The organism is Streptococcus suis (assembly GCF_016775005.1).
Taxonomy (GTDB): Bacteria; Bacillota; Bacilli; order Lactobacillales; family Streptococcaceae; genus Streptococcus; species Streptococcus suivaginalis.
The window spans coordinates 1-24,930 of sequence record NZ_JAEUXI010000009.1 but is presented as its reverse complement, the minus strand read 5'-3'; the positions used below and the strand labels follow the sequence as shown (position 1 = coordinate 24,930).

Annotated in this window: 21 protein-coding genes and 3 tRNA genes; 1 reads left to right on the top strand and 23 read right to left on the bottom strand. The window is 44.1% G+C overall.

Annotation, left to right across the window (positions count from 1 at the left end):
- Positions 1-2 precede the first annotated feature (2 nt).
- The 3 genes from purK to purD are packed head-to-tail and all read right to left on the bottom strand — an operon-like array spanning position 3 to position 2,839.
- Entirely contained in the window at positions 3-1,076 is a 1,074-nt protein-coding gene (gene purK / locus JNG37_RS09095) for a 5-(carboxyamino)imidazole ribonucleotide synthase (protein ID WP_202848314.1), read from the bottom strand.
- A complete protein-coding gene (purE, locus tag JNG37_RS09090) occupies positions 1,063-1,551 on the bottom strand; it encodes a 5-(carboxyamino)imidazole ribonucleotide mutase (RefSeq protein ID WP_172017017.1) in 489 nt (162 codons plus the stop codon). The genes purK and purE overlap by 14 nt, the downstream gene beginning before the upstream one ends.
- 25 nt (positions 1,552-1,576) lie before the next feature.
- Complete coding sequence (purD, locus tag JNG37_RS09085; protein ID WP_202848313.1) at positions 1,577-2,839, bottom strand: phosphoribosylamine--glycine ligase; 1,263 nt, start codon at positions 2,837-2,839, stop codon at positions 1,577-1,579.
- A gap of 125 nt (positions 2,840-2,964) precedes the next feature.
- On the opposite strand from purD, the gene JNG37_RS09080 reads away from it, so the two are divergent.
- Complete coding sequence (locus tag JNG37_RS09080) at positions 2,965-4,632, top strand: GBS Bsp-like repeat-containing protein (RefSeq protein WP_202848312.1); 1,668 nt, start codon at positions 2,965-2,967, stop codon at positions 4,630-4,632.
- A gap of 27 nt (positions 4,633-4,659) precedes the next feature.
- Here JNG37_RS09080 and JNG37_RS09075 read toward each other — a convergent pair whose 3' ends face one another.
- The 20 genes from JNG37_RS09075 to JNG37_RS08980 form a co-directional block, all read right to left on the bottom strand.
- On the bottom strand, positions 4,660-5,706 hold the full coding sequence (locus tag JNG37_RS09075; RefSeq protein WP_202848311.1) for a LysM peptidoglycan-binding domain-containing protein: 1,047 nt from the start codon (positions 5,704-5,706) through the stop codon (positions 4,660-4,662).
- Positions 5,707-5,970: 264 nt separating this feature from the next.
- A complete protein-coding gene (locus JNG37_RS09945; protein ID WP_238336317.1) occupies positions 5,971-7,389 on the bottom strand; it encodes a hypothetical protein in 1,419 nt (472 codons plus the stop codon).
- A gap of 149 nt (positions 7,390-7,538) precedes the next feature.
- Complete coding sequence (gene purH, locus JNG37_RS09065; protein WP_202848310.1) at positions 7,539-9,086, bottom strand: bifunctional phosphoribosylaminoimidazolecarboxamide formyltransferase/IMP cyclohydrolase; 1,548 nt, start codon at positions 9,084-9,086, stop codon at positions 7,539-7,541.
- A 13-nt stretch (positions 9,087-9,099) separates the two neighbouring features.
- A complete protein-coding gene (locus JNG37_RS09060; protein ID WP_014637258.1) occupies positions 9,100-9,681 on the bottom strand; it encodes a hypothetical protein in 582 nt (193 codons plus the stop codon).
- Complete coding sequence (gene purN, locus JNG37_RS09055; protein ID WP_202848309.1) at positions 9,674-10,234, bottom strand: phosphoribosylglycinamide formyltransferase; 561 nt, start codon at positions 10,232-10,234, stop codon at positions 9,674-9,676. The genes JNG37_RS09060 and purN overlap by 8 nt, the downstream gene beginning before the upstream one ends.
- On the bottom strand, positions 10,231-11,253 hold the full coding sequence (purM, locus tag JNG37_RS09050) for a phosphoribosylformylglycinamidine cyclo-ligase (protein WP_202848308.1): 1,023 nt from the start codon (positions 11,251-11,253) through the stop codon (positions 10,231-10,233). Before purM ends, purN begins: the two co-directional genes overlap by 4 nt.
- 56 nt (positions 11,254-11,309) lie before the next feature.
- A complete protein-coding gene (gene purF / locus JNG37_RS09045) occupies positions 11,310-12,764 on the bottom strand; it encodes an amidophosphoribosyltransferase (RefSeq protein ID WP_105209063.1) in 1,455 nt (484 codons plus the stop codon).
- Between the two features lie 2 nt (positions 12,765-12,766).
- Positions 12,767-16,486 carry a phosphoribosylformylglycinamidine synthase gene (locus JNG37_RS09040; protein ID WP_202848307.1) on the bottom strand — a complete coding sequence of 1,240 codons (3,720 nt, stop codon included), beginning with the start codon at positions 16,484-16,486 and terminating at the stop codon, positions 12,767-12,769.
- Between the two features lie 12 nt (positions 16,487-16,498).
- The gene (gene purC / locus JNG37_RS09035) at positions 16,499-17,206 is read right to left on the bottom strand and encodes a phosphoribosylaminoimidazolesuccinocarboxamide synthase (protein WP_202848306.1); all 708 of its coding nucleotides are present in this window, start codon (positions 17,204-17,206) and stop codon (positions 16,499-16,501) included.
- Positions 17,207-17,323: 117 nt separating this feature from the next.
- Entirely contained in the window at positions 17,324-17,572 is a 249-nt protein-coding gene (locus tag JNG37_RS09030; protein ID WP_172021837.1) for a phosphopantetheine-binding protein, read from the bottom strand.
- Positions 17,565-18,572, bottom strand: coding sequence for a phosphate acyltransferase PlsX (gene plsX, locus JNG37_RS09025; RefSeq protein WP_202848305.1), 1,008 nt, complete (start codon positions 18,570-18,572; stop codon positions 17,565-17,567). The genes JNG37_RS09030 and plsX overlap by 8 nt, the downstream gene beginning before the upstream one ends.
- Positions 18,569-19,351: a DNA repair protein RecO gene (gene recO, locus JNG37_RS09020; RefSeq protein ID WP_202848304.1), complete on the bottom strand. Its 783-nt coding sequence runs from the start codon at positions 19,349-19,351 to the stop codon at positions 18,569-18,571. Before recO ends, plsX begins: the two co-directional genes overlap by 4 nt.
- A complete protein-coding gene (locus JNG37_RS09015) occupies positions 19,338-20,516 on the bottom strand; it encodes a pyridoxal phosphate-dependent aminotransferase (RefSeq protein ID WP_202848303.1) in 1,179 nt (392 codons plus the stop codon). Before JNG37_RS09015 ends, recO begins: the two co-directional genes overlap by 14 nt.
- A 323-nt stretch (positions 20,517-20,839) precedes the next feature.
- Positions 20,840-21,808, bottom strand: a complete 969-nt coding sequence (locus JNG37_RS09010) for a ribose-phosphate diphosphokinase (protein ID WP_202848302.1) — start codon at positions 21,806-21,808, stop codon at positions 20,840-20,842.
- Positions 21,809-21,905: 97 nt separating this feature from the next.
- Positions 21,906-23,165 carry a peptidoglycan hydrolase PcsB gene (gene pcsB, locus JNG37_RS09005; RefSeq protein WP_202848301.1) on the bottom strand — a complete coding sequence of 420 codons (1,260 nt, stop codon included), beginning with the start codon at positions 23,163-23,165 and terminating at the stop codon, positions 21,906-21,908.
- Positions 23,166-23,256: 91 nt separating this feature from the next.
- Positions 23,257-23,775: a rod shape-determining protein MreD gene (locus JNG37_RS09000; protein WP_202848300.1), complete on the bottom strand. Its 519-nt coding sequence runs from the start codon at positions 23,773-23,775 to the stop codon at positions 23,257-23,259.
- Positions 23,772-24,596, bottom strand: a complete 825-nt coding sequence (gene mreC / locus JNG37_RS08995) for a rod shape-determining protein MreC (protein ID WP_202848299.1) — start codon at positions 24,594-24,596, stop codon at positions 23,772-23,774. The genes JNG37_RS09000 and mreC overlap by 4 nt, the downstream gene beginning before the upstream one ends.
- 66 nt (positions 24,597-24,662) lie before the next feature.
- Positions 24,663-24,750, bottom strand: a tRNA-Ser gene (locus JNG37_RS08990).
- 10 nt (positions 24,751-24,760) lie between these two features.
- Positions 24,761-24,834: transfer RNA gene (locus JNG37_RS08985), tRNA-Ile, on the bottom strand.
- A gap of 20 nt (positions 24,835-24,854) precedes the next feature.
- Positions 24,855-24,927, bottom strand: a tRNA-Phe gene (locus tag JNG37_RS08980).
- Positions 24,928-24,930: the final 3 nt, after the last annotated feature.

Here is a 24,930-nt window from a genome sequence, read left to right as displayed (position 1 = left end):
TTTTAAAACTCCTCAACACTGTAGATGTCATCCCCCAACACCGTCACGTGTCCCATTTTGCGATTGTGCTTTGCTTCTAGTTTACCATAAAAGTGGGGATGGGCGGTAGGGTTTTCTTGAAGAAAGGTTTGGACTGCTTCCATGTCTTGTCCGAGGACGTTAATCATAACTGCTGGAGAGAGCAGGCGGATAGGAGGTAGAGGCTCCCTTAAAATGCCTCGGATATGGGTATCAAACTGTGAAAAATCACAGGCTTCAATGGAATAATGTCCCGAATTATGTGGTCGAGGAGCAATTTCATTGACCAGAATGTCTTGCCCTGCCACAAACATTTCAACGCAGAAGGTGCCTGCCAAATGGAGCTTGTCTGCGATTTGCAGGGCCATGGTTTTGGCTTTTTCAGCTAGTTCATCTGAAATACGGGCAGGCACAATAGTCTTGTAAAGAATATTATTGCGGTGGATATTTTCCTGCACAGGAAAGACGGTATAGTCGGAGCCATTCCCAGACACAAGGACGGAGATTTCCAGGTCAAAATTCACAAACTCTTCCAAAACACACTCGGCAGAGTTGGCTAACTGACTAGCCTCTACCAAGTCCGCCTCTTCTCGAATGACCTTCTGGCCATGTCCGTCGTAGCCCCCAGTGGCTGTTTTTAAGACGTAGTTTTTGCTGAGGTCCAGACCTTCTAGGTCTAGGCTAGATGTGACGACTTTGTAAGGGGCGACTTGCACGCCAGCTTTTTTGGCCAAAAAATCCTTCTCAAAAATGCGGTTTTGGGAAATGCGGAGGAGGTCTGTCCCTTGAGGGAGCTGGCCGTCCTTGATGACCGCGTCCAGTCCGTCGGCATCAACATTTTCAAACTCGTAGGTCAGGACATCGCACCGCTCCGCCAGCTGTTTGAGAGCCGCTACATCGTGATAGGGAGCGACGATGACCTCGCTGACCTTGGAGGCTGGGCAGTCCGCTGCAGGATCCAGCGTGATCACCTTGTGGCCCATGTAAATAGCGGAAATGGCCATCATCTGCCCTAGCTGACCGCCGCCGATAATTCCGATTGTCTTAGATGAGGTCATCTGTCATCGCCTCCGCAATTTTTTCCTGTTCCTTGGCAAAATCTGCCAGCTGAGCTGCAATGGTTTGGTCTTCAATAGAGAGAATGCGAAGAGCTGTCAGAGCTGCATTGGTCGCACCTGCTTCACCGATTGCCATAGTCGCAACAGGCACACCGCCCGGCATCTGCACGATAGAATAGAGAGAATCCACACCGCTGAGGGCACGGGACTGGACAGGGACACCGATGACAGGCAGGGTGGTCTTGGCTGCTACCATACCTGGCAAATGAGCCGCACCGCCCGCTCCTGCGATAATGACCTTGATGCCACGGCCACGCGCCTCTTCGGCATGACGGAACATGAGGTCTGGCGTGCGATGAGCGGAGACCACTTTCTTTTCATAGGCTACGCCAAATTTGTCCAGCACTTCGGCTGCTTTTTTCATGGTTTTCCAGTCAGAACTAGAGCCCATGATGATGGAAATTGGAATATTCATGCTTGTCTTTCCTTTTCTTTGTCCCTTATTTCACGGCCTTGCTTCCAATATCTGTCCGATAAAAGAGGCCTGTCGTATCTTGTTTCTTCAGCTCCGAGTAAATTTTTTCTTGGGCTTCTTGGACGGTATCTGCTGTGGTGACTAGCATATAAACTCGACCGCCTTTTGATAGCAGTGCTCTGCTATTTTCCGCAAAACGAGCCCCTGCATAGTAGGTCGTGATATCGCCTTCAGTCTTCGCTGGCAAGGTTACGCCTTTTTCGTAGTCCAGAGGGTAACCGTTTGAAGCCACGACAACGCCCAGCGTCACGCCGCTTTCCAGCCAAGTCAGCTCAGTCGGACGTTTGTGGAGGATGTCGTCGATGTTCTGAGCAAAGTCAGAGGTCAAGCGAGGTAGGATAATCTGAGTTTCTGGGTCGCCAAAACGGGCGTTAAACTCGATGACCTTGGGACCTTGGTCGGTCAGAATCAAACCAGCATAGAGCACGCCCATATAAGACCGCCCTTCCGCAATCATGCCGTCCAGAATAGGCTTGACAATGGTGTCAACCGCTGTGTCCACCACGCTTTGAGGCAGGTGGGGAACAGGAGCGTAAGCCCCCATACCGCCTGTGTTGGGCCCCTGGTCGCCGTCAAAGGCACGCTTGTGGTCCTGGGCTGTCGGCAGGATATAGAACTGGTCGCCATTGACCAAGGCAAAGAGGGAAAACTCCTCGCCCGCCAAGAACTCCTCGATGACCACGCGGGCACCTGAGTCGCCGAACTTGTTGTCCAAGAGCATCTCCCGTGCTGCTTCGACCGCCTGCTCGACGGTTTCCGCCACGACCACGCCCTTGCCCAGGGCCAAACCGTCCGCCTTGACCACGATTGGAGCCCCCTGCTCTTCGATGTAGGCTTTTGCTTCTTCGAAGTTGGAAAATGTGCCAAAGGCTGCTGTTGGAATGCCGTATTTGACCATGATTTGTTTGGCAAAGTCTTTTGACCACTCCAGCTCCGCGGCTAGACGACTCGGACCAAAAGCTTTTAGTCCCGCCTGTTCAAAATCATCAACGATACCTGCTGCTAAAGCATCGTCTGGTCCCACAAAGGTCCATGCAATGTCATTTTCCTTAGCAAAGTTGATTAATGCAGAATGTTCGGAAATTCCGATATTGACCAAGTCAATACCATCTAAAATCATTCCTTCATTTCCAGGAGCGACAAAGACCTGTTCTACCTGATCAGACTCTAACAATTTCTTTGCAATCGCGTGTTCACGACCACCAGATCCAACAACCAAAAGTTTCATTTTTCATACCTCAAAAACGGATTTTATACTCTTATTTTAACAAAAATATTCAGTTTATCCTAATTTACCTGGATTTTTTTATTTTTTCTCAATTTTTACCGAACAATTAGGTAGGAGGTAAAAAAATGAAAAAATACACATCATTTTTATGTTCAACAGCTATCCTAGCTGCCAGTCTACTTTCAGTATCTGTCGCCCATGCCACTAGCGATACAAGCACCCCGGCAACTACAGTCGGGCAGATTGAAAACACAGCAACCACCAGCGCTCCGGTGATACAAGTGGAAAACATCCGAAAAGGTAGCTTAGACATTACCATTTCAAATATCCCGAGCACTATTCATGAAATACGTATTCCTGTTTGGTCCAGCCTCAATGGCCAAGATGATATCAAATGGTATTCCATCATTACACAAGGAAGAACAACTATCACTCAATCCATTAATCTTTCCGACCATCATCAACAAGCTGGAAATCTGAACATCCATCTGTACTCAAAGGATTCTCCCTCAAGTAGCCTTGTATTTCAAGGAGAAAAAATTCATGAAGTTCAAACATCCGATTTATTACTTCCAACAATTTCCATACTAGCTGTTCAGAAAGGATATTTGGATGTTGAAGTTGCCAATATCCCAACAAGCTTTACAAATATTGAATTACCTGTTTGGTCTTCAACAAATGGTCAAGATGACCTTAAATGGTATAAACTAGAAAAAAATAGTTTAGGAAAGTATGTAACTAGAATTCGTTTAAAAGACCACAACTTTGATGCTGGCACATATAGCTTCCATTTGTATGGAAAACCAACTAACGAACAAAATAAAAAATATATTGCGGCAGCAACATTTTCTGTTCAACCTTCAGAGCTTCCTATTATTGATCAACCAAGTGTTACCATTGATTCGATTGATTCAACAAAGGGAACCTATACAGTAACTGTTAGTGAAAAAGAATTTTCTAAAAAGATTCAAAAAGTAGTTGTCGCAACTTGGTCTACCAACAATCAAAGTAATCTAAAATGGAGAACAGCTACCTTCGAATCTGGAAATTATAAATCTAAGATTGATTTTAACGACCATTCTTCACTACGCGGTACATATCACAACCATGTCTATGTCACCTATACCGATGGTAGTAGGGTTGTTTACCATGCAGATTCCATCAATCTTTCCCAAGCCTATTCAAGAGTAAACATTGGCACTAAAACCTCATCTTCCGCCATCTCTATCAATATTACAAATGTCAATAATCCTGAAAAATTGAGATTCGCTGTTTGGTCTGGGATTAATGGACAAGACGACCTTAAGTGGTATTCTCCATCCAAATCAGCAAATGGAACTTACACATACTCTGTTCCCACTTCAAGTCATACTGGTTATGGTAACTACCATGTTCATGTCTATCAAGGAAACGTTTGTGTCGGTACAAGTACATTCCAGTTAAATCAACCCCAAACAACAACTGTAAGTACCCCAAACAAATATCCTGTGGGGCAGTGTACCTGGGGGGCGAAGCAACTTGCTCCTTGGGTTGGCAACTATTGGGGAAATGCGAAACAATGGCTTTCTTCAGCTAGAAATGCTGGATTTCAGACTGGTACAACACCACGTGTTGGTGCTATCGCTGTCTGGACTGGAGGGGGTTATGGACACGTAGCGGTCGTAACAGAAGTTTCTAGTACAACGCGCATTCGAGTTAGGGAATCAAATTACAATTACAACCAAAATATCAACGACTACCGTGGTTGGTTCAATCCTGTTGCTGATGGTGTCACAGGATACATTTACCCATAACAAAAAGCTCCATTGGAGCTTTTTTGATTATTGATTAAAGGAAACATGGACGTGGTCATAGTGATTTTCTGTGATGCTACCACGATCAGGCATCAAATTCCAGGTATAGGCAGGACCATAAATGCTGGCAAATGGTGAGTAAAAACGCTGCTTCCAAATGATATAGGAAATTTTCTTCGAAGCCATATTGGCAATACTATACTCAGCAATCTGATCTCCAAGGCTTGAACTCTCGGGAACCATAAAATCAAGGGCCAAACCTGAACCATGGTCTCCAGAATCACCAGCTCGGTAACCACCAACAGTAGTCAGCCCAAAGAGAGCCTTCACTTCATCTTTATAAGCAATGACGTGCGCTTGCAAACCTGCATTTTCAGCGCTTGAACTGATGATTGTATTTGTTGCAGTTGCTGTCGAAGTAGATGACGATGTCGTTGCTGCTTCTTGTGAAGTAAGGCTATCAGTCGATGCAACAGTAGCCGGCGCGCGCTCTTCAGTGGCGGGAGCTACTTGAGCAACAGGAGTCTCCACAGAAGCTTCTTGCTCTTCTGTTGCAGTCTCTACCGTCGGTGCTTCCGTTGAACTTGGCTCTGCAGCCTCTTCTTCGCTCGCATCCGTTGTCACTTCTACTTGATTCAAATCAACTGTCTTATTTTCAACAACCACTTCATTAGACTTGCTTTCAATAACAACCTCATTCATTTGCAAATCAACCGTCGCTTCAACGGTTTCCTGCGGATTTTCTGGCGCAGGCGTCACAATTTCAATCTCTGTAACCTGATGATTGGCATCTAAGGTCGTCGTCAATACAGTATCTGGGAAAATCAAGTCTAGGTTCGTAATTTGATTAACTTTGGCTAACACTTCCATATCAATCGCCATCGCATTCGCAATTGTACTCAGCGTATCTCCGTACTGAATGGTGTAGGTTTCCTTACTACCACTTGCAATAATATCAGCTGAAATCTCATCTACCGAACGTGGCGTCCAATTCAAGGTGTCGGCCTTCACTTGACTCGAGAACATAGTCAAAGCCATTGTTGATGCTAAAAAAATTCGTTTATTCCATTTCATATCGAAACCTTCTTTTCTGTTTGATGGTTCTAATAGTAACTGAAACTTTCCTGAAATTCAATGCTTTCTAGCCTGATTTAACCCAACTGTAGTTTCTGACTTAGACTCGACATTTTTTGACATCTCACCAACACATTTGTCACTAATTCGTTATATTTGTTACAAAAAGAAACTAGCCCGAAATTCCAAATAAATCAGGTATTTTTGCATTTTTATTAAAGGGAAATCAAAAAGACTCGCTTTCAACGAGCCTATAAATTGATATTAAAAAATTTTTTTGTTAATCGTAGAAACATTGTTTTTTCCAGCTCTGCCTTTATCACTAGGTGTTTTTGCAATTGTAAACGTATAGCGATTATCTCCAAAATAGATTAACTTATAATGTTTCCCTTCTTCTCGTATATCAAATCCTAAATTTTTTAAAGAATTTCTTAATTTTGTAGTCATTCCTGTATAGTTACTTAGTAAATCCTTAACAGTATTACTTTTTTCTTCCAATAATGCTTGAAAATTATTCGAAGCAACAATATCAGATATAATTGTAAACCGTCTGGAATCTGGATTCATTTTATCTAAATTACTATTCAATACTGATAAAATAAACTCTTTTACCTCATCTACAAAAAATTCCTCCTCAGCTCCCATATCAATTACAGAAGTTCCTGATTGTAAACCGACCTTCGCTTTTAAACTTTGATTTTCAAAAATTAATCTGTCGTTCCGCTGAGTCAATTCACTAACTTTTAATTCTAATGCCTTCAATTCTTCATCAAACTCTTCTAGTATTGATTCGGTATCTTTTTTCTCTATTAACGCCGCATTTCTTTTTTGTTTTTGACTTTGCAACTTATCATATAACAACGCATTATTGACACCTTGCCAGGTTGACAATACATCGATTTTCAATGTATTATGGTAATTTAGAACTGAATTTACTATTCTATTACGGAGCGAAATATTTCCATTTTGATAGCTGCTATATATGAAGCGCTTATTTGGAATTACTTGGTTTGGAAAATAAATCCCCACAGCTCCCAAATAATCATTCTTACCATTGCATAGCTCTCTTAATTGCGAATTAGTACTAGTTGTATTTTGAACAAAAACATGTGCAACTCCTTTTAGTGTTCGAGCTAATTTACAAACATCCAACGGAAATTGATTGCTACTTGTTTTTGAAACATACACAACTGGGAGTCTAAAATCAGAATCACCATTAATGATTGAAGCTAAGTCTTGAATATTTTTTTCAGTGATTTCAATTGGAACATCACTTATTTTTAATTCCTTATCATCTTTTAAATACCCCTCTCTAATTAACAGAGTTATAAAATACGGGGTCGCAAAAGAATAGGTAATCTCTTCTGCACTATCTGTGAAACTTCTATCAAGAATAACCGACATTTTCATCGTATCAAAATTCATAACATAGTCAGTATCCCATATAATTCCATTTTCATTTTTTTCAAAACGAACTGCAATTATATTCTTATTCCGATACTCCTGAATATCTAGCCATAAATTTTTGTCGGTGAATTTAATATTTCGCTCTCCACACCAATTAATCCCTGAAATAACATTATCTGTATGGGGGCTACCTTGATTCCATTTAATCACTAACTCAATAAATTTATCGTGAGTTAAAGATTCATCAATATTTAAAATTGTTGAGAATAATAACATACCTTCCCCTTAACTATAAAAAATGATCAACCAATATCTAGTTTTATTCTAACATAAAATGATAAGTAACCAAAATAAATCTAATAAAGAATTTTTATAAAAACCACCCCAACTTCTCCAGCTGGGGTGCTATACTTATTCCAAATTTCTCAATGTCTAAAATGTCTGACTCCTGTAAAGACCATGGTCAAGCCATACTTGTTGGCCATGTCAATGGAGTCTTGGTCACGGACAGAGCCACCCGGCTGAATGATAGCCTTGATTCCTGCCGCAGCGATTTCTTCCACATTATCAGCGAATGGGAAGAAGGCATCCGACGCCAAAACGGCTCCTTCCAAACGGTCCTTGGCTTGCTCGATGGCGATACGGACGGACGCTACACGGTTGGTTTGCCCCGGTCCCACGCCCAAAGTCATCTTGTCATTGGTGATGATGATGCCGTTGGACTTGACGTACTTGGAGGACTTCCAAGCGAACTCCATGGCCGCCCATTCTTGCTCAGACGGTTGACGCTCGGTCACCACCTGCCAGTCCGTTGGGCTTTCCACCACCACGTCCTGATCCTGCACCAAGAGCCCGCCGACAATGCCTGTGAACTCTTTTTCAACTTCGCTCGCATCCTGTGCATCAAAGGCCAATTCCAAAATCCGAAGATTTTTCTTTTTATTGGTCAAAATAGCTAGCGCTTCTGCCGAGTAACTCGGTGCGATGATGATTTCTAAGAAAATCGGGTGCATCTTTTCAGCCGTCGCAGCATCCACTTCCCTGTTCAGCACGACAATGCCTCCGAAAATCGACACTGGATCAGCCTCATAAGCATAATCCCACGCCTTTTCAATAGTATCTGCTTGTCCGATACCACAAGGATTCATATGTTTAAGAGCCACAACAGTTGGACGGTCCTTGAAATCACGGATAATCCGAATAGCCGCATCCGCATCACGAATATTGTTGAAAGACAGCTCCTTACCATTTAACTGCTTGGCAGAGGCAATAGAATAGTCTGTTGGTAGGGCATTTTGGTAGAAATCCGCATTCTGTTGAGGATTTTCTCCGTAACGCATAGGCTGATTGAGGTCGTAGGTAATGGTAAGTTTTTCAGGCTTTTCTTCACCAACTTGCTTGGTGAAGTAATCTGCAATCAAGGCATCGTAGGCTGCGGTGTGACGGAAAACCTTGGCAGCCAATCGCTGACGCGTTGAGTAGGTCGTCTGTCCCTGCTCTGCAATTTCCCCTAAAACCGTCGGATAATCTGCCGGATTCACCACAACGGTCACGCTGGCGTGGTTCTTAGCTGCCGAACGAAGCATAGAGGGACCACCGATGTCAATATTCTCCACCGCCAAATCATAGGTCACATCTGGACGTAAAATAGTCTCTTTGAAGGGATAAAGGTTGACCACCACCAAGTCAATCAAGCCGATTTCATGGTCGCTGGCTGCTTGTAGGTGGCTGTCCAAATCCCGACGAGCCAGCAAACCACCGTGTATTTTCGGATGAAGAGTCTTGACACGACCGTCCATCATCTCAGGAAAACCTGTCACATCGTCAATGGCGATAGTAGTTACACCAGCCTGATCCAAGGCAACCTTTGTACCTCCTGTCGAGATGATTTCCCAACCAAGTTTGGTCAATTCCTGGGCAAACTCCACAATGCCCGCCTTGTCTGATACGCTAATTAACGCACGTTTTGTCATGATTTCTCCTTCACTATATTTTATCTTCAGCAGGATCTACTTTAAACCAATGTTCCGGATTTCTTATACACTGCAGAGCAGGTGTTCTTTTAATTACTTCAGTCTTTGTCTTACCGTCAGAATAAGTTATCTCTTTAAATTCAATAGGCTTATTAAAAAACTTCATTTTTCCATTACAGATTGGGCAGTTATCAATTTTTATCTTTTCAAGAGTGAGCCTTTTCCCACCACCACTAATTGCATAATTAAACATCAAAGGATATCTAGTCTGTTTACTAGTAATCGATCGTAGCGAGAAAATAATTATTGTAATTAAAAAAAATCCAATAAAGACGAACATGTAAGTTTGATTATTTCCGATTTCTTCTTGTTTACCATTCAACCATTTTAGGACAGGTTCGAAAACTTTGAATATCGAAAATATGCTCCCTAACGAGCCAAAGAAACCCAACCATGATAGGACCGCCATTGTAATAGGACTTCTCCAAATTGGCTCAGGCTCATAAGTAGCAATTGTTTCCGGCTGATTTTGATTGATTTGAATATTAATATCTCCACCAGCATTGTTATTCCAATTATTAAAACTATTATTCATAATCTCTCCTCACTGCCCCCAACTCCTCCAAGACCGCTGGATAAAGTTGGTATTCCGCTTCATGTATTCTGGCTTCAAAGTTTTCCAAAGTGTCATCGACCAGTCTGGGTACTCGGACTTGCTGGATAATTTGGCCTGTGTCAACGCCACTGTCAACCCAGTGGACTGTTACGCCACTTTCAGATACGCCTGCCTGCCAGGCATCTTCAATCCCATGGGCTCCTGGAAATTCTGGCAAGTAGGCTGGGTGGATGTTGATAATCCGACCTTCGTACTGAGCCAGCAAGGTCGGCCCCACAATCTTCATATACCCCGCCAATACCACCAAGTCAATCTGGTATTGGTCTAGCAGTTGGATGATAGCTTCTTCGTAGGCCTGCTTATCTGCAAACTCTTTTAATTCAAAAGCAAAGGCAGGCACCCCTAGTTTTTCAGCTCGTTCCAAGACATAGGTGTTTCTACGGTCTGAAAAGACAAAAGCTACTTCAAACTGCTCTGCGATGACTTGAAAATTGGAGCCATTGCCTGATGCAAACACTGCTATTCTTTTCATTTGATGACCACACTCTTATCTTCCTTGGCGATGATGCGACCAATGGTGTAAACTTCCTCGTCAACTAGTTGACAGACACTGTCAACCTTGTCTGGACTGACAGCCAGAACTAAACCGATACCCATGTTGAAAATTTCAAACATTTCTTCATGTTTGATTTGGCCGTATTTTTCAAGAGCTGTAAAGATTGGAAGGACTGGAATCTTATCTTCTTCAATCTCAGCTGCGAGATTATCAGCAAACATACGGGGAATATTTTCGATGAAACCACCGCCTGTGATATGGGCAATACCATTGACCAGCCCTGCTTTTACTAAAGGCAATACCTGCTGGACATAGATGCGTGTCGGCTCTAAGAGGACATCCTTCAGAGCTCTGCCATTGAGCTCTGGCAACAGAACGTCGCCAGAAACATCTGCAAAAACGCGTCGGACCAAAGAATAGCCGTTGGAGTGGATGCCGCTGGAAGCTAGGCCGAGGAGAATGTCGCCCTCCTGGACCTTACTGCCGTCGATAATCTGGGACTTCTCCGCAATGCCGACGGCAAAGCCAGCCAGGTCATAGTCATCCTCTCCGTACATACCAGGCATTTCAGCCGTTTCACCGCCAATCAGGCCGCAACCAGCTTGGACACAGCCTTCAGCCACACCGGCCACCACCTGCTCCAGCTTGGCTGGTTCATTTTTTCCTGTCGCGATGTAGTCGAGGAAGTAAAGTGGCTCCGCACCTGCAGCGATGATGTCGTTGACACACATAGCCACGCAGTCCTGACCAATGGTGTCGTGCTTGTCGTACTGAATCGCCAACATGAGCTTGGTGCCGACGCCGTCTGTCCCTGATACCAAGACTGGCTCTTTGACATCCAGTTTGGTCAGATCAAACATCCCGCCAAAACCACCGAGGGCTCCCATCACACCCAAGCGTTCTGTCCGAGCCACGTGCTTCTTGATGCGTTCGACAACTTCATATCCAGCTTCGACGTCAACGCCCGACTGGGCGTAGGCATTTTTATTTGTCATTTTGATTCCTTTCAACAGTTTACAGGTCTGTCAAGTAACATTGACACCTCGGTCACTTACTTGACGTTTTCAATGTAGAAACTCGTTTTCTCTTCTAGGCTACGGAGGTATTCTTCCTCATAGTCATAGAGAGGCGTTGGAAATTCTCCATCAAAGTAGGCTACACAGAGCCCGCCTTTGGGCGCATCAGTTTCGATGCCGATGGCCTCAATCATCCCCTCAAGAGAAAGGTAGGTCAGACTGTCTGCCCCGATAATCTCACAAACTTCCTCAGCAGTGTGGTTGGCTGAAATCAGCTCCCGACGGGTCTGAATATCAATGCCATAGAAACACGGGTACTTGAGTTCTGGGCTACCGATAGCCACATGAACTTCTTTTGCCCCTGCATCACGAAGAAGCTGGACAATGCGGCGGCTAGTTGTACCGCGAACAATAGAGTCGTCAATCATGACCACGCGCTTGCCTTTGACAACACTTGAAACTGCTGACAACTTCATGCGCACACCCTGCTCCCGCAATTCCTGGGTCGGTTGAATAAAGGTCCGCTGGGTATATTGGTTTTTAATTAGCCCCATTTCATTTGGCAAACCAGATTCCTCTGCAAAGCCCATAGCCGCAGATAGGGAAGAGTTTGGCACACCGACCACAATGTCTGCTTCCTGTTGAAATTCCTGGGCCAAACGACGCCCCATGTTTTTTCTAGCTGTATGGACATTGACACCATGGATAACGGAATCTGGGCGAGCAAAATAGACATACTCCATAGAGCAAACAGCCAGTTGCGTATCTCTTGTATAGCTATCATATTGAATTCCTGAATCATCAATGACAACAATTTCACCAGGCTCCACATCTCGCACCCAGTCAGCCCCCACAACTTCAAAAGCACAAGTTTCACTAGCAACAACCCAGGCACCATTTTTCATTTTGCCTATTGAAAGTGGTCGGAAGCCATTTGGATCCAGAGCTGCGACCAGCTTGTCTTCCAGCATAATCAGGTAGGCAAAGCCACCTTTAACAGTATTGAGGGCTTCCTTGATTTTGCCCATAAAGTCTGGATTGTGACTGCGGCGAATCAAGTGCATGAGAATTTCAGTGTCAGAAGAAGAAGAGAAAATAGAACCATTTTTTTCAAGTTCAGCCTTCAAACTAACCGCATTGGTCAAATTCCCATTGTGTGCCAAACCCACCTGCATATCTGCAAAATCAAAGAGGAAGGGCTGGATATTATTGATAGAAGCAGAGCCAGAAGTTGCATAGCGGACGTGACCAATGGCAGCCCTTCCAGTCAAGGCTTCTAAATCTGCTGGATTTTTGAAGACTTCTGCAATCAGGCCTGTTCCGCGATGGCGACGTAAATGCCCACCATCATTGGCTAAAATCCCTGCCCCTTCTTGTCCACGGTGCTGCAAACTATGGAGCCCAAAATAAGTAACCTGAGCAGCCTGCGGATGTCCCCAGATGCCGAAAACACCGCATTCTTCATTGAGTGATTTAACTTCGTATGTCATATTTATTTTCCTGTAAAATAGCGAACCGCTGAGACAAAGAGTCCTTGGTCTTTCTTACCTGGAATGTTTTGGAAAAGACCGTCCTCGTACCGCTCCGAATGCCCCATTTTTCCGATGATTTGACCGTTGCGGCTGGTAATGCCCTCAATTGCATGACTGGATCCATTTGGATTGTACTTAGAATCCATACTTGGCTGACCAGTAAAGTCAACGTATTGGCTGAAAATTTGACCATTATCCCGCAAGATAGCGAACTCCTCGTCTGTCACCACGAATTTCCCTTCCCCGTGAGAAACTGGAATAGCATGAATATCGCCGACATGAACACCCGCCAACCACGGAGAGTTGACATTGGCAATCCGTGTTTCCACCATTTTGGCAACGTGCTGGTTGGCATCGTTGTAGAAGAGGGTCGGACTGCTTTCACCCGCCTCCTCAAAGTTTCCATACGGCAGCAAGCCCGATTTGACAAGGGCCTGGAAGCCATTGCAGATACCGATGATGAGACCACCTTTTTCGATAAATTGGTCAATAGCAGAGCGGACCTTGGCGTTTCGTAAGATGGTCACGATAAACTTGGCAGACCCATCTGGCTCATCCGCAGCCGAGAATCCCCCTGCGAAGAAAAGAATATTGGCCTTGGTAATATTGTCAACCATGGTGTCAACCGACTTTTCAATGCTCTCTGCATCCAAGGTCACAAATGGAACAAGATTGACTTTTGCACCAGCCTGTTCAAAGGCCTTGGCAGAATCATATTCTGAGTTGGTGCCTGGGAAGACTGGGATATAGACTATCGGCTCCTCGATAATTTCTTTAGCTTGAATAACTGCTGTATTGGCTACCGCCGGAACATCCTGCAACTCTGTCGCCTGTTCAAATTCCGTTGGGTAAACCTCTTCTAACTTACCTTCAAAGGCTACCTGCAAGTCCTGCCCTACTAGGTTGACACCATTGACAAGGAGTGTAAAGTCAGCGGTGGTTTGTCCAATTTTCACAGCATCTGGAATGTCTTCTTTCGATGTAAAGACAAATCCGCCAAGCTGACCTGTCAAGCTGGTTTCAAGATCTGCAAGTTCGACTCTTGCTCCGATTTGGTTTCCAAAGGACATGAGGGCTAGACTTTCTAGAACACCACCGTACTTGACTGCACTCGCAGCTGTAATCGCATAAGCGCTCTGCCATTTTTCAAAAGCCTCAAAATTAGACTTGATCAGGGCAAAATCAATATCTTCCGACAAAGTCTGACCTGGTAAGTAGTAAATGTGCTCGCCAGCCGTCTTGAACTCAGGCGAGAGGACCTTGCGGCTGTCTGCCGTGGTCACACCAAAGGCAACCAGGGTTGGCGGAACTGTCAAGTCCTCAAAGGTACCAGACATGGAGTCCTTGCCACCGATAGAAGGCAGGCCAAGCTGAATCTGAGCCTCGATAGACCCCAGTAGAGCGGCTACTGGCTGACCGAAACGATCCGCCTGCTTGTCCATGCGTTGGAAGTATTCTTGATAGGAGAAGCGAGCCTTGGACCAGTTAGCCCCTGTTGCCACCAAGCGAGCTGTCGCTTCAATGACCGCATAGGCAGCCCCGTGGTAAGGTGACCAATCTGCCAGATAGGGATGATAGCCCTGAGCCATGACAGAAGCCGTTGTCGTCACACCGTGTTGGACAGGTAGTTTCTGCACCGAACTTTCTGTCGGAGTTAGCTGTTGGCGACCTCCGAGTGGGTGGTTGACGGTTGAACGACCAACAGATGAGTCGAAAATCGTCTGCAAACCTTTTTGACTAGCATGGTTGATGTCTGAAAGAAGGTCTTTCAAGTCCTCCTGTAGCGTTTCGACAGATGTTGTACGTCTTTCTGGCAAGTTGACAGAACTGTCAACTACCTTGGTATCAACGACTACACGGACACCGTTGGTGTCAAGGAAGGAACGTTCCAAATCAACAATGGTTTGTCCATTCCAGGTCATGACCAAGTTTGGTTTTTCAGTAACTTTAGCTACGACAACCGCATGAATATTTTCCTCACGGCAGGCTGCGATAAAGGTATCTACATCTTGAGGACGAACAACCACGCTCATCCGCTCTTGTGATTCAGAAATGGCAATTTCCGTTCCGTTCAAACCTGCATACTTGAGCGGAACCTTGTCTAAATCAATTTCCAAACCGTCTGCCAGCTCACCAATGGCCACGCAGACACCACCTGCACCAAAGTCATTGGATTTTTTAATTAAGCGAGTCACATCACCATTGCGGAACAAACGCTGAATTTTGCGTTCTTCAATGGCATTTCCTTTTTGGACTTCTGCACCAGCTGTTTCGACAGACTCAACTGTCTGTACCTTGGACGAGCCGGTTGCACCGCCGATACCATCACGCCCTGTTTTGCCACCCAGTAAGATGACCACATCACCTGCGACCGGCTTTTCACGGACCACATTTTCCTTTGGAGCTGCACCGACTACGGCACCCAGTTCCATACGTTTTGCGACAAAACCTGGGTGGAAATACTCACGCACATAGGTGGTCGCAAGACCGATTTGGTTACCGTATGAAGAATAACCATGTGCTGCTGTTTTAGAAATGATTTGCTGTGGCAATTTCCCTGGGCGAGTAGCTGTCAGAGGTTGGGTAATATCGCCCGCACCTGAAATTCGCATGGCTTGATAAACATAAGAACGACCTGACAAAGGATCACGAATAGCTCCACCGATACAGGTTGCCGCACCACCGAAAGGCTCGATTTCTGTTGGGTGATTGTGGGTTTCATTCTTGAACATGAGGAGCCATGACTCTTTCACGCCATCCACATCCACTTCAATCTCCACCGAGCAGGCATTGATTTCGTCCGATACTTCCATATCATCCAGACGACCGTTGGTCCGCTCATAGCGACCAAAAATGGTCGCCATATCCATAAGCGTCTGCGGCTTGTCTGTCCGACCTAACTCTGTTCGCATAGCCAGATACTTGTCATAAGTCGCCTGCAATTGCTTGTGGAATTTTGAAGCTGAAAAATCAATAGACCTCAGTTCTGTTTCAAACGTCGTATGACGGCAGTGATCACTCCAATAGGTATCCAAGACCTTGAGTTCTGTTTCAGTTGGTACTCGCCCGATTGAACTGAAATAGTCTTGAATGAAGAGCAAGTCCTCCACTTCCATAGCCAAGCCAGCCTCACGCTTGTAAGCCGCAAATTCTTCCGCCCCATAGCTAGCAAAAAAGTCCAAGCTTGGAATAGTCGCATCTGACACCGAGAACTCCTGAGCCACCAAAGGAGCATCCAAGTCCTTGAACCGCGAATCCACAGGGTTGAGCAAATAGTTCTTAATAGCAGCTAACTCTTCTTCCCGCACATCGCCATTCAAGATATAGAGCTGACCTGTATTGACTCGCACCTTCTGACGACTGCCCAATAAGAGAAGGGCCTCCTGACTGCTGACAGCCCGCTGATCGAACTGTCCAGGAAGAGCCTCAATCGCAAAATAAACAGCCCCCTCCAAGCCCAGTTCCGCTTCCGACAAGACCTTGTCCGTCACCTGCTCGGTAAAGATATGCTTGATCGCCTGCTCCAGCAAGTCCTCCTCCAGATGAAAGACATCATACACCTGCACCAGACGTACACTCGTCAAACTCGTCAGCTGCAAATTATGGGTCAACTCCTTACGAAGAGCCTCCGCCTTAATCTGAAAATCTGCCTTCTTCTCAACAAAAATCCGCTTCGCCATTTTTTCCAATCCTTACTTCACTTCTTGTAACTTTGCCAATACGACCTCGTAAACCTCGGTCAATTCCCCGAGACCCCGACGGAAAACATCCTTGTCCAGATGGTTGCCATCCGCATCCCATAAACGACAATTATCAGGTGAAAACTCATCCGCCAATAAAATCTGACCAGACAAGTCGACCCCAAATTCTAGCTTGAAGTCCACCAAAGTCAGCCCAATCTGCGCAAACAAGTCCTTCAAGAATCCATTGATTCGTCTTGTTTCTTCCTTGATATAGGCAATTTGATCCTGACTAGCCAGTTCTAGAAAGGCAATATGTTCATCGTTGATAAAAGGATCGTCCAATTCATCTTTTTTATAGTAAAATTCTACGATAGGAGTAGGTAAGGCTATCCCTTCCTCCACCCCAAAGCGTTTTGAGAAAGACCCAGCGGTCACATTTCGCAAAACAACCTCAAGAGGAATGATCTCCACCTTCTTATTCAACTGCTCCGTATCCGACAAGCGCTTGACAAAATGCGTCTTGACACCAGCTTCATTCAACTTTTCAAAAATCAAGGATGAAATCAGATTGTTGAGCCGGCCCTTGCCCACAATCTGTTCTTTCTTACCACCATTAAAAGCCGTCGCCTGATCCTTATAGACCGCAACAATCTGGTCACTGTCAACTGTAGCGTAAATGTCTTTGGCTTTTCCTGAATAGAGAAGGTCTGTTTTCATGAGAATGTTCGCCTTTCATAAAATATTCTAGTCTTTTCGTTTATTCTATCACACAACATTCGTGTTAACAAACAAAAATCTAAAATACTATCGAATAAAAAGAAAAACGCCCGTAATCTACGAACGTTCTTTTAATTGACTCCAAATAAAATCCACAATATCTGCTAATGTTTCAAAGCGCTCAATCGCTGCATCTGGAACATCGACACCAAACTCGTCTTCCAAGGTCAATACGAATTCCATAATTTCCACTGAATCCGCAGCTATATTATCTGCTAAAGAAGATTCTGCCTGTACTTGAAAATCATCGCCCTTCTCCTCTTGGATAATAGCAACAACCCGCTGATAGACCTGCTCCCTAGTCATGACTTTCCTCCACTACTGAAAATTTGGCAACCGATTTTTCGACAATGCCAGCCTCCAAAATGGAACGTGTCTGCTTGATCGTATAGAAAATCGACTGGGCATCGCTAGACCCATGCGCCTTGATGACAGGTGCCTTCAGACCAAGCAAGACAGCACCGCCAGCAGTTTTATAGTCCATAGCCCCCAAGGCCTTTTTCAAGGTTGGCTTGACCAAAAGACCACCTAATTTGGCACGCAGACCACCATTCTTGATTGAGCCAGTCAACTGACCGACAATAGATTTTGCAGTCCCTTCAACTGTTTTCAGCACAGCGTTTCCCGTGAAACCATCCGTCACGACCACATCCGCCACGCTGTTAAGCAACTCACGCGCCTCCACATTTCCGATGAAGTTAATCGACTTGTCTTCCGCCAAGAGTTTATAGGCTTCTTGGTGAACTGGCGTGCCCTTGGTATCTTCCGTACCGTTGTTCAAAAGTCCCACACGAGGTTGTTTGACACCACGCACGTGCTCCGCGTAAAATGAGCCAAGAATACCATACTGATAGAGGTGATGAGCTGTATTTTCAGCATTTGCCCCCAAGTCCATCATATCAAATCCCTTACCGTCCATAGTTGGCAAAGTAGACATAAGACCTGGACGGTCGATGTTCTTGATGCGACCGACGACAAAGACGCCTGCCGCCAAAAGAGCACCTGTATTTCCAGCTGACAAGATTGCATCTGCCTGACCATCCTTGACAGCCTTGGTCGCTAGGACCATAGAAGCATCTTTCTTACGACGAATAGCCTTGACAGGCTCATCATCTGAATTGATTTTCTCCTTCGTATGGACGATGCTAACACGCTCTGTCGCTGTCAAATACTGCTTGATTTTAGCCTCATCACCATAAAGTTGAATATCAATGTCTGGAAAGGCAGCCAAGGCTTGATTTACACCTTCTACCACTGCCTGAGGGGCGTGGTCCCCACCCATAGCATCTACTGCAATACGTTTCATTCTGTTTCCTCATTTTCTGTTCTTGGTTTCATAATCTGCCCCCAAGAAGACAAATCATCTATAAATTTCTTGGATTTCAAGTGAATCCCCACATATTCCTCGTACAGCTGGTCAATAAAAAGCCGTAATTTTCGTTTCATCTCAGGCTTGATGGAAATGGTTTCCAGCTCATCAAAGGAAATAGCCTGAAATTGATCAAGTAGATAGGGAACATTGGGATCCAGATAAGCCCGTCGCTCATCTTGTTGATAGTGTTGCGGACACAAGACACCGCTGTACTTGTAGGAATAGTCAAAAGGCAGACCGACCCGGTGACAAAAAGCACACTCGTGAAAATTCAGACTGACGCCAAATCTTCCCAAAAGTTGAATTTCAAAGATATTGGTCAAGACTTCGTAGTCCAAACCTGACTCCATCAAGTCCAAGGTCTTGACCAAAAATGCAAAGAGAGCTGAGTCATAGACCTTGTCCTGCAAGGCCGCATCTGCCAAGGCCAAGATATAGGTGGCATAACTGAGCTTGAAAATATCGCCGTTAATATTCTTAAATGGCTGTACCTGATGAAAATCTTCGATATAAGACAGACCATCATCATTGATTTTGACAATAAAATCCGCATAAGTCAAAGGCTGAATAGAAGCTACCAGCTTGGACTTAGAGGCATGTTTCACGAAAAACATTCGCTTGCCAGCCTTCTCCGTAAAAATCTTAACCAGCTTGTCATCTTCTCGAAAATTCCGATTGTAAAGGACTAATCCCCTAGTTTCAATTCGTTCCATTTTCTTCCAGATATTCCTTCAAACGAGCCATAGCTGTTTGAATTTTCTCCATACTTGCTGCATAGGAAATTCGCACATAGCCCTCACCATATTGACCAAAGGCCGCACCTGGAATAAAGGCCACCGCTTTCTTTCTCGCAAAGTCTTGCAAGAAGCTAAAAGAATCTTGATTGTAACCCGCAGGGATTTTGGCAAAGATGTAAAAAGCTCCATCAGGCTTGATAATTTTAAAGCCTAAGTCCGTCATCTTCTCGATGATGTAATCCCTACGCTTGACATACTCCGCTCGCATCGGCAGAGCATCATCCTTACCATTTTTCAGGGCCTCAACTGCACCATACTGCATAGCAGTTGACGCCGCTGTCACAAGATACTGATGGCTCTTGATAATTTGAGCGATGATGGAAGCCTGACTCATAATCAAGCCAATCCGCCAACCTGTCATGGCATGGGACTTGGACAAGCCCTGAATTAAAATGGTCTGCTCTGGCAAAAATTCCGCAATCGAAGTATGGGGCTGACCAGTATAAGTCAACTCCGCGTAAACCTCATCCGACAAGACAAAGACAGGATACTTACGCAAGACATCCGCAAAGGCCTGAATCTGCTCACGAGAGTAAGTCACCCCCGTTGGATTGGCAGGATAGTTGAGAATGACAGCTTTTAGCTTATCCCCCTGCTCAATAATCGCCTCTTCCAACATCTCAGGTGTCAACACAAAATCATTAGCTGTCGTATCGATTTCAACAACATCTGCTCCCACCATATTGACAATTGGTTCATAACCAGGATAGGCAGGGGCAGGTAGAAGCACCGTATCCCCAGCTTCCAAAATAGCAACTAAACTCGCTGATAGAGCCTCCGTCGCACCAATCGTAGAAAGAATTTCTGTTTCTGGATTGTAGTGCAGGTTATATTTTTCTGCTACAAACTCAGCCGCAGCCTGACGCAACTCCAAAAGACCAGCCATTCCTGTATAGTAACTCTGGTTAGCATCAATGGCGGCCTTGGCCGCTTCTTTAACATGATCAGGCGTTGTAAAATCAGGCTCTCCCAAGGTCAGTTTCAAAATCCCTGGAACATCCGAAATGGACTGATCAAACTGACGAATCATCGAAACCTCAATCCGATTCAAATTCTTATTAAAACGGTCATGTAACTTCATAGCTGGCCCCCTTAAACTCATAATTGTATGCGAACTAAAAAGCTAGTGATTTAGATATAGTCATTTGAATTAACTTTGATACAGCGTTACTTTCGGCCTGCCGTACTCTACGAAAGTAACTAGCTTCGCAAGTCTTATCTCCAACCTAGAACAGCCTGCACCTCAGTTCCTTGTCTGAAAGCTAATTCATTCGACTATAAATCCCCTTGAAGTTCTACCGACTTCCGCGCAGATTTTTTAAAATCATACGCTTTTCTTAACGTTCTCATTAATTATATAAGAACATTATACCAAAAAGAAGAGCCTGACGGCTCTTCCAACTATTATTTGGTAATCTTTGTTTCAAATAAAGGTGATAGTGGACGTTTCTCATGGATACGAATAATGGCATCCGCCAGCAAATCAGCTGTTGAAATATGCTCAATCTTCTCAATCAAACGTTCTTTTGGAATCTCAATAGTATCCAAGACCACCAGTTTTTCAATGGCTGACTTGGTGATATTGTCCATAGCTGGTCCTGACAAAACAGGGTGAGTACAAGATGCATAGACAGCTGTTGCACCAGCTTCCGCCAAGGCATCTGCTGCATGACAAATAGTCCCTGCCGTATCAATCATATCATCAATTAGGATACAAGTCTTGCCCTCGATGTTTCCAATGATATTCATAACTTCAGATGTATTCATCTTATCAACACTACGACGCTTGTCAATAATCGCAATCGGTGTTTTCAAAAACTGCGCCAGTTTACGCGCACGGGTCACACCACCATGGTCTGGTGAAACCACCACATAGCCATCGCCTGTCATCCCGCGACGCTCAAAATAATCCGCAATAAGTGGTGCCCCCATCAAATGATCCACGGGAATGTCAAAGAATCCTTGAATCTGGGCAGCATGAAGGTCGATGGTCAACAAACGATCCACTCCAGCAGTTTCCAGCATATTGGCAACCAATTTTGATGTGATTGGCTCACGAGCACGAGCCTTACGATCCTGACGAGCATAGCCGTAATAAGGAACAACAACATTTATCGACTCAGCAGATGCCCGTTTCAAAGCATCTACCATGATCAAAATTTCCATTAAATTATCATTTACAGGTGAACTAGTAGATTGAAGGATGAAAACGTGACTGCCACGAATTGATTCTTCAATATTTACTTGAATTTCACCATCTGAAAATTGACGAACACTTGATTTCCCCAAAGGAATTCCAATTTTTTTTGCAACCTTCTCTGCTAACTGTTGATTGGACGAAAGTGCAAACAACTTTAAGTCGGTAAACGCCATGATATCCTCCTAGATTTTTCTACTCTACTATTTTAAACCTTTTTAGACCAATTTTCAAATAAAAATAGAACGCCAATGACGTTCTATTCACTACGAATTAAGGATAGATATACCCAGCGATGCCCGAAGAAGCCGAATTAAACCAACCACGGAAGTTACCAACATATTGGTTCCCGTTATAGTTTGATTCCACAACTTGGATTTGAGATCCATTTACAGCTGTTACAACCGCAACGTGTCCGTATGCACCAGAAGTCCAAACTGCTACCGCGCCGACTGCTGGTGTTGAACCTGTTCTAAAGCCTGCTGCAGATGCTGAGTAGAGCCACTGGTTAGCATTACCCCAGTAGTTGCCAACCCAAGGAGCGACTTGTTTTGCACCCCAAGTACATTGACCGATAGGGTATGTATTACCACTGCTGCTATTGCTTGCTGCTACAGAAGCATTATTTGATGTTGTTGTAGTTGTTGTGCTAGGAGCCACAGTTGTAGTGGCTACCGCAGCCTGAGTAGTGCTACTTGCTGCTGGAGTAGATGTAGTTGTTGCTGGTGCGCTAGATTGTGCTGTTGCTGCCGGAGCTGACGTTTGAACAACTGCTGCTACAGCTTGCTGTTGTTGTTGCGCTAACTGAGCTTGCTGTGCTTCATATGCTGCCTGCTCTTCTGCTGCCTTACGTGCTGCTTCTTCTGCTGCTGCTTTTTGAGCCAAGAGAGATGCTTTTTCATTTTCAGCGGTTGCTTTTTCAGCTGCAAGGTTCAATTGAGCAACTTTAAGAGCTGCCTCTTGTGTTTTCAATTCTTGAGCTGCATCGTCCAATTTTTTCCAGTTTGCTTCAACGGTGTTGATTGCCTCCTGGTTAGCTTTTTGTTTTTCTTCAATCGCAACTTTGTCAGCTTTTTGTTGTTCCAACATACGGTTGTTTGCTGAAACGATTTCACGCATTGCATTTACACGTGACAAAGCGTCAACGATATTTTTTGAATCAAGGATTGTATTGATGTAAGAGCTTGCTGATCCATCTGTCTGAGCACTACGAGCTTGCTCTTTCAAAGCAGCATCGCGAGAAACGATATCAGCAGCCAAACGTTCGATTTCAGCACTCAAAGCTTTTGATTCTGCTTCAAGGCGCTCATTCTCAGCAGTCAATTCTGCTTGCTCTGCAACGATAGCATCTACTTGAGCTTGAAGAGCATCAACCTGCTCTTGAGCAGCTTGTTGTTGAGCTGTAATTGCGTTGATCTTTGCATCTTGTGCAGCAATTTGACTATCTGTGTTTGCTTGCACTACAGCTACATTTCCTGCTTGGGTCAATACGATTGTACTCAATAACAATGTAGCCATGATTTTTTTCTTCATACGAATGAACTCCTCTAAACTCTTCTATTCTTTATGACAATACCATTTTAACAAAAAAATTGCGTAAATATATTACGCAATTATTACATTTCTATGTCTTATTTGTAATTCCAAAAAGTCGATTTAACAAAGGATTTAAGAAGACAAATAAGAGGCTATTAAAGACCAAAGTCGGAAATAAGTAATACATGATAAAAATAAATACCGACAGATTTGTCATTCCAAATAAACGAGCCAAGACAAAACTAGAGGTTTCAAAAATGAAGGTCCAAATCACCAAGAGTGAAAGACTTGAAAACCAACGGAATTGAATTTTTTCCAAGAGAAAGGCTGTGAAAAAAGCCATTAAAGGAAAAATACAGGTCGCCATTCCCAAAATATTAAAATAATAGATATCGTACAAAAGCCCAAAAAAACTGAACCAAGCAATCAAGCTAATCATTGAAAAATACGGTATGGTATACAGAGCTACAATAAAAAATAATTGACTGCTAACCAACCAGATACCTGGTGTAAAATTCCCCAATAAATGAGTAATTTGCCCATCTAAAAGAAAACTGACAAACAAAATCAAGGGAGAAAATAGAATAAGCTGGCGGTACTTCATCATGACATCACCACCAATACGGAATAAATAGTTGAAAAATCGGCAGTTGGTTCGATGTATACTTGACGATTCAAATTCCCAGAACTCGTTACAACTTCACTAACTTTACCAATTTGGATATTCGCCGGGCTAGTTCCTGCCAGGTCACTCGTTACAACAGCGTTACCAGTCGTCAAATCAGCGCTGCTATTCAATTGTGAAACAATCAATCGATTACTATCTGTGTCGTAGCCTGATAAAATTCCGTAAACATCCGTATCCCCATTCTCAATACGAATAGCAATCTTCTTCAAGCCATCGGAATTCGTCAATAATGAAACAGCAGCTGAATCATCGTATACTTTTTCAACCATCCCAATCAAGCCACCATTCGCCATCACCAACTGCCCTTCCAAAATCCCACTACTGCTCCCTACGTTAATCGTTAACGAATTAACCCATGATGCAGGATTACGTACTAAGACATTTGCAGAAAGAAAGGTTGTCGACTGATTTGAAGAAACGGTTCCCAAATCAGATTGAAGGGCAGCTAACTCTTCTCTTAAAGAAGCATTCTCAGCTTTCAAGGAATCCACCTCTGCAAGACCTACCTTCAATTCCTTATTCTCTTGATAAGTATTCATCAAATCAAGAACAGCATCCTTCTGAGCTGAAACATAATGTACAGGAATTGATAAAACTGAGTGAATAGCATCAAGCGAAGAATGTACAAAAGGTGTGATATATGGAATTGTAACAGATTGCTGAATCGACAAAAACAGCAAAGAAAAAGAAAGTACAAAAAAAAGCGATACAGCAACAATAACCTTAGCAAAACGATTCATAGAAAAACCTCAAACATGAAAAAGATACAAGAAAACGAGAATATCAAAAGATAATCTCGTCTAGTACGGAGAATAAGGGATTCGAACCCTTGCGCCAGTTACCCGACCTAACGATTTAGCAAACCGTCCTCTTCAGCCTCTTGAGTAATTCTCCAATATATTAATGGGCACGAGTGGAATCGAACCACCGACCTCACGCTTATCAGGCGTGCGCTCTAACCATCTGAGCTACGCGCCCAAGGTAAGAACTTGGGTATATGGCGCGAGACGGAATCGAACCGCCGACACATGGAGCTTCAATCCATTGCTCTACCAACTGAGCTACCGAGCCAAA

What these genes read in the sequence shown, in the direction of transcription:
- purH (WP_202848310.1), bottom strand. Translation starts at nt 9,086, where the DNA reads ATGACAAAACGTGCGTTAATTAGCGTATCAGACAAGGCGGGCATTGTG.
- purC (WP_202848306.1), bottom strand. Translation starts at nt 17,206, where the DNA reads ATGAAAACAGACCTTCTCTATTCAGGAAAAGCCAAAGACATTTACGCT.
- purF (WP_105209063.1), bottom strand. Translation starts at nt 12,764, where the DNA reads ATGACATACGAAGTTAAATCACTCAATGAAGAATGCGGTGTTTTCGGC.
- purM (WP_202848308.1), bottom strand. Translation starts at nt 11,253, where the DNA reads ATGACAAATAAAAATGCCTACGCCCAGTCGGGCGTTGACGTCGAAGCT.
- recO (WP_202848304.1), bottom strand. Translation starts at nt 19,351, where the DNA reads ATGGAACGAATTGAAACTAGGGGATTAGTCCTTTACAATCGGAATTTT.
- purD (WP_202848313.1), bottom strand. Translation starts at nt 2,839, where the DNA reads ATGAAACTTTTGGTTGTTGGATCTGGTGGTCGTGAACACGCGATTGCA.
- JNG37_RS09000 (WP_202848300.1), bottom strand. Translation starts at nt 23,775, where the DNA reads ATGATGAAGTACCGCCAGCTTATTCTATTTTCTCCCTTGATTTTGTTT.
- purK (WP_202848314.1), bottom strand. Translation starts at nt 1,076, where the DNA reads ATGACCTCATCTAAGACAATCGGAATTATCGGCGGCGGTCAGCTAGGG.
- JNG37_RS09080 (WP_202848312.1), top strand. Translation starts at nt 2,965, where the DNA reads ATGAAAAAATACACATCATTTTTATGTTCAACAGCTATCCTAGCTGCC.
- purN (WP_202848309.1), bottom strand. Translation starts at nt 10,234, where the DNA reads ATGAAAAGAATAGCAGTGTTTGCATCAGGCAATGGCTCCAATTTTCAA.
- JNG37_RS09040 (WP_202848307.1), bottom strand. Translation starts at nt 16,486, where the DNA reads ATGGCGAAGCGGATTTTTGTTGAGAAGAAGGCAGATTTTCAGATTAAG.
- pcsB (WP_202848301.1), bottom strand. Translation starts at nt 23,165, where the DNA reads ATGAAGAAAAAAATCATGGCTACATTGTTATTGAGTACAATCGTATTG.
- purE (WP_172017017.1), bottom strand. Translation starts at nt 1,551, where the DNA reads ATGAATATTCCAATTTCCATCATCATGGGCTCTAGTTCTGACTGGAAA.
- JNG37_RS09015 (WP_202848303.1), bottom strand. Translation starts at nt 20,516, where the DNA reads ATGAAGTTACATGACCGTTTTAATAAGAATTTGAATCGGATTGAGGTT.
- mreC (WP_202848299.1), bottom strand. Translation starts at nt 24,596, where the DNA reads ATGAATCGTTTTGCTAAGGTTATTGTTGCTGTATCGCTTTTTTTTGTA.
- JNG37_RS09060 (WP_014637258.1), bottom strand. Translation starts at nt 9,681, where the DNA reads ATGAATAATAGTTTTAATAATTGGAATAACAATGCTGGTGGAGATATT.
- JNG37_RS09010 (WP_202848302.1), bottom strand. Translation starts at nt 21,808, where the DNA reads ATGGCGTTTACCGACTTAAAGTTGTTTGCACTTTCGTCCAATCAACAG.
- plsX (WP_202848305.1), bottom strand. Translation starts at nt 18,572, where the DNA reads ATGAAACGTATTGCAGTAGATGCTATGGGTGGGGACCACGCCCCTCAG.
- JNG37_RS09945 (WP_238336317.1), bottom strand. Translation starts at nt 7,389, where the DNA reads ATGTTATTATTCTCAACAATTTTAAATATTGATGAATCTTTAACTCAC.
- JNG37_RS09030 (WP_172021837.1), bottom strand. Translation starts at nt 17,572, where the DNA reads ATGACTAGGGAGCAGGTCTATCAGCGGGTTGTTGCTATTATCCAAGAG.
- JNG37_RS09075 (WP_202848311.1), bottom strand. Translation starts at nt 5,706, where the DNA reads ATGAAATGGAATAAACGAATTTTTTTAGCATCAACAATGGCTTTGACT.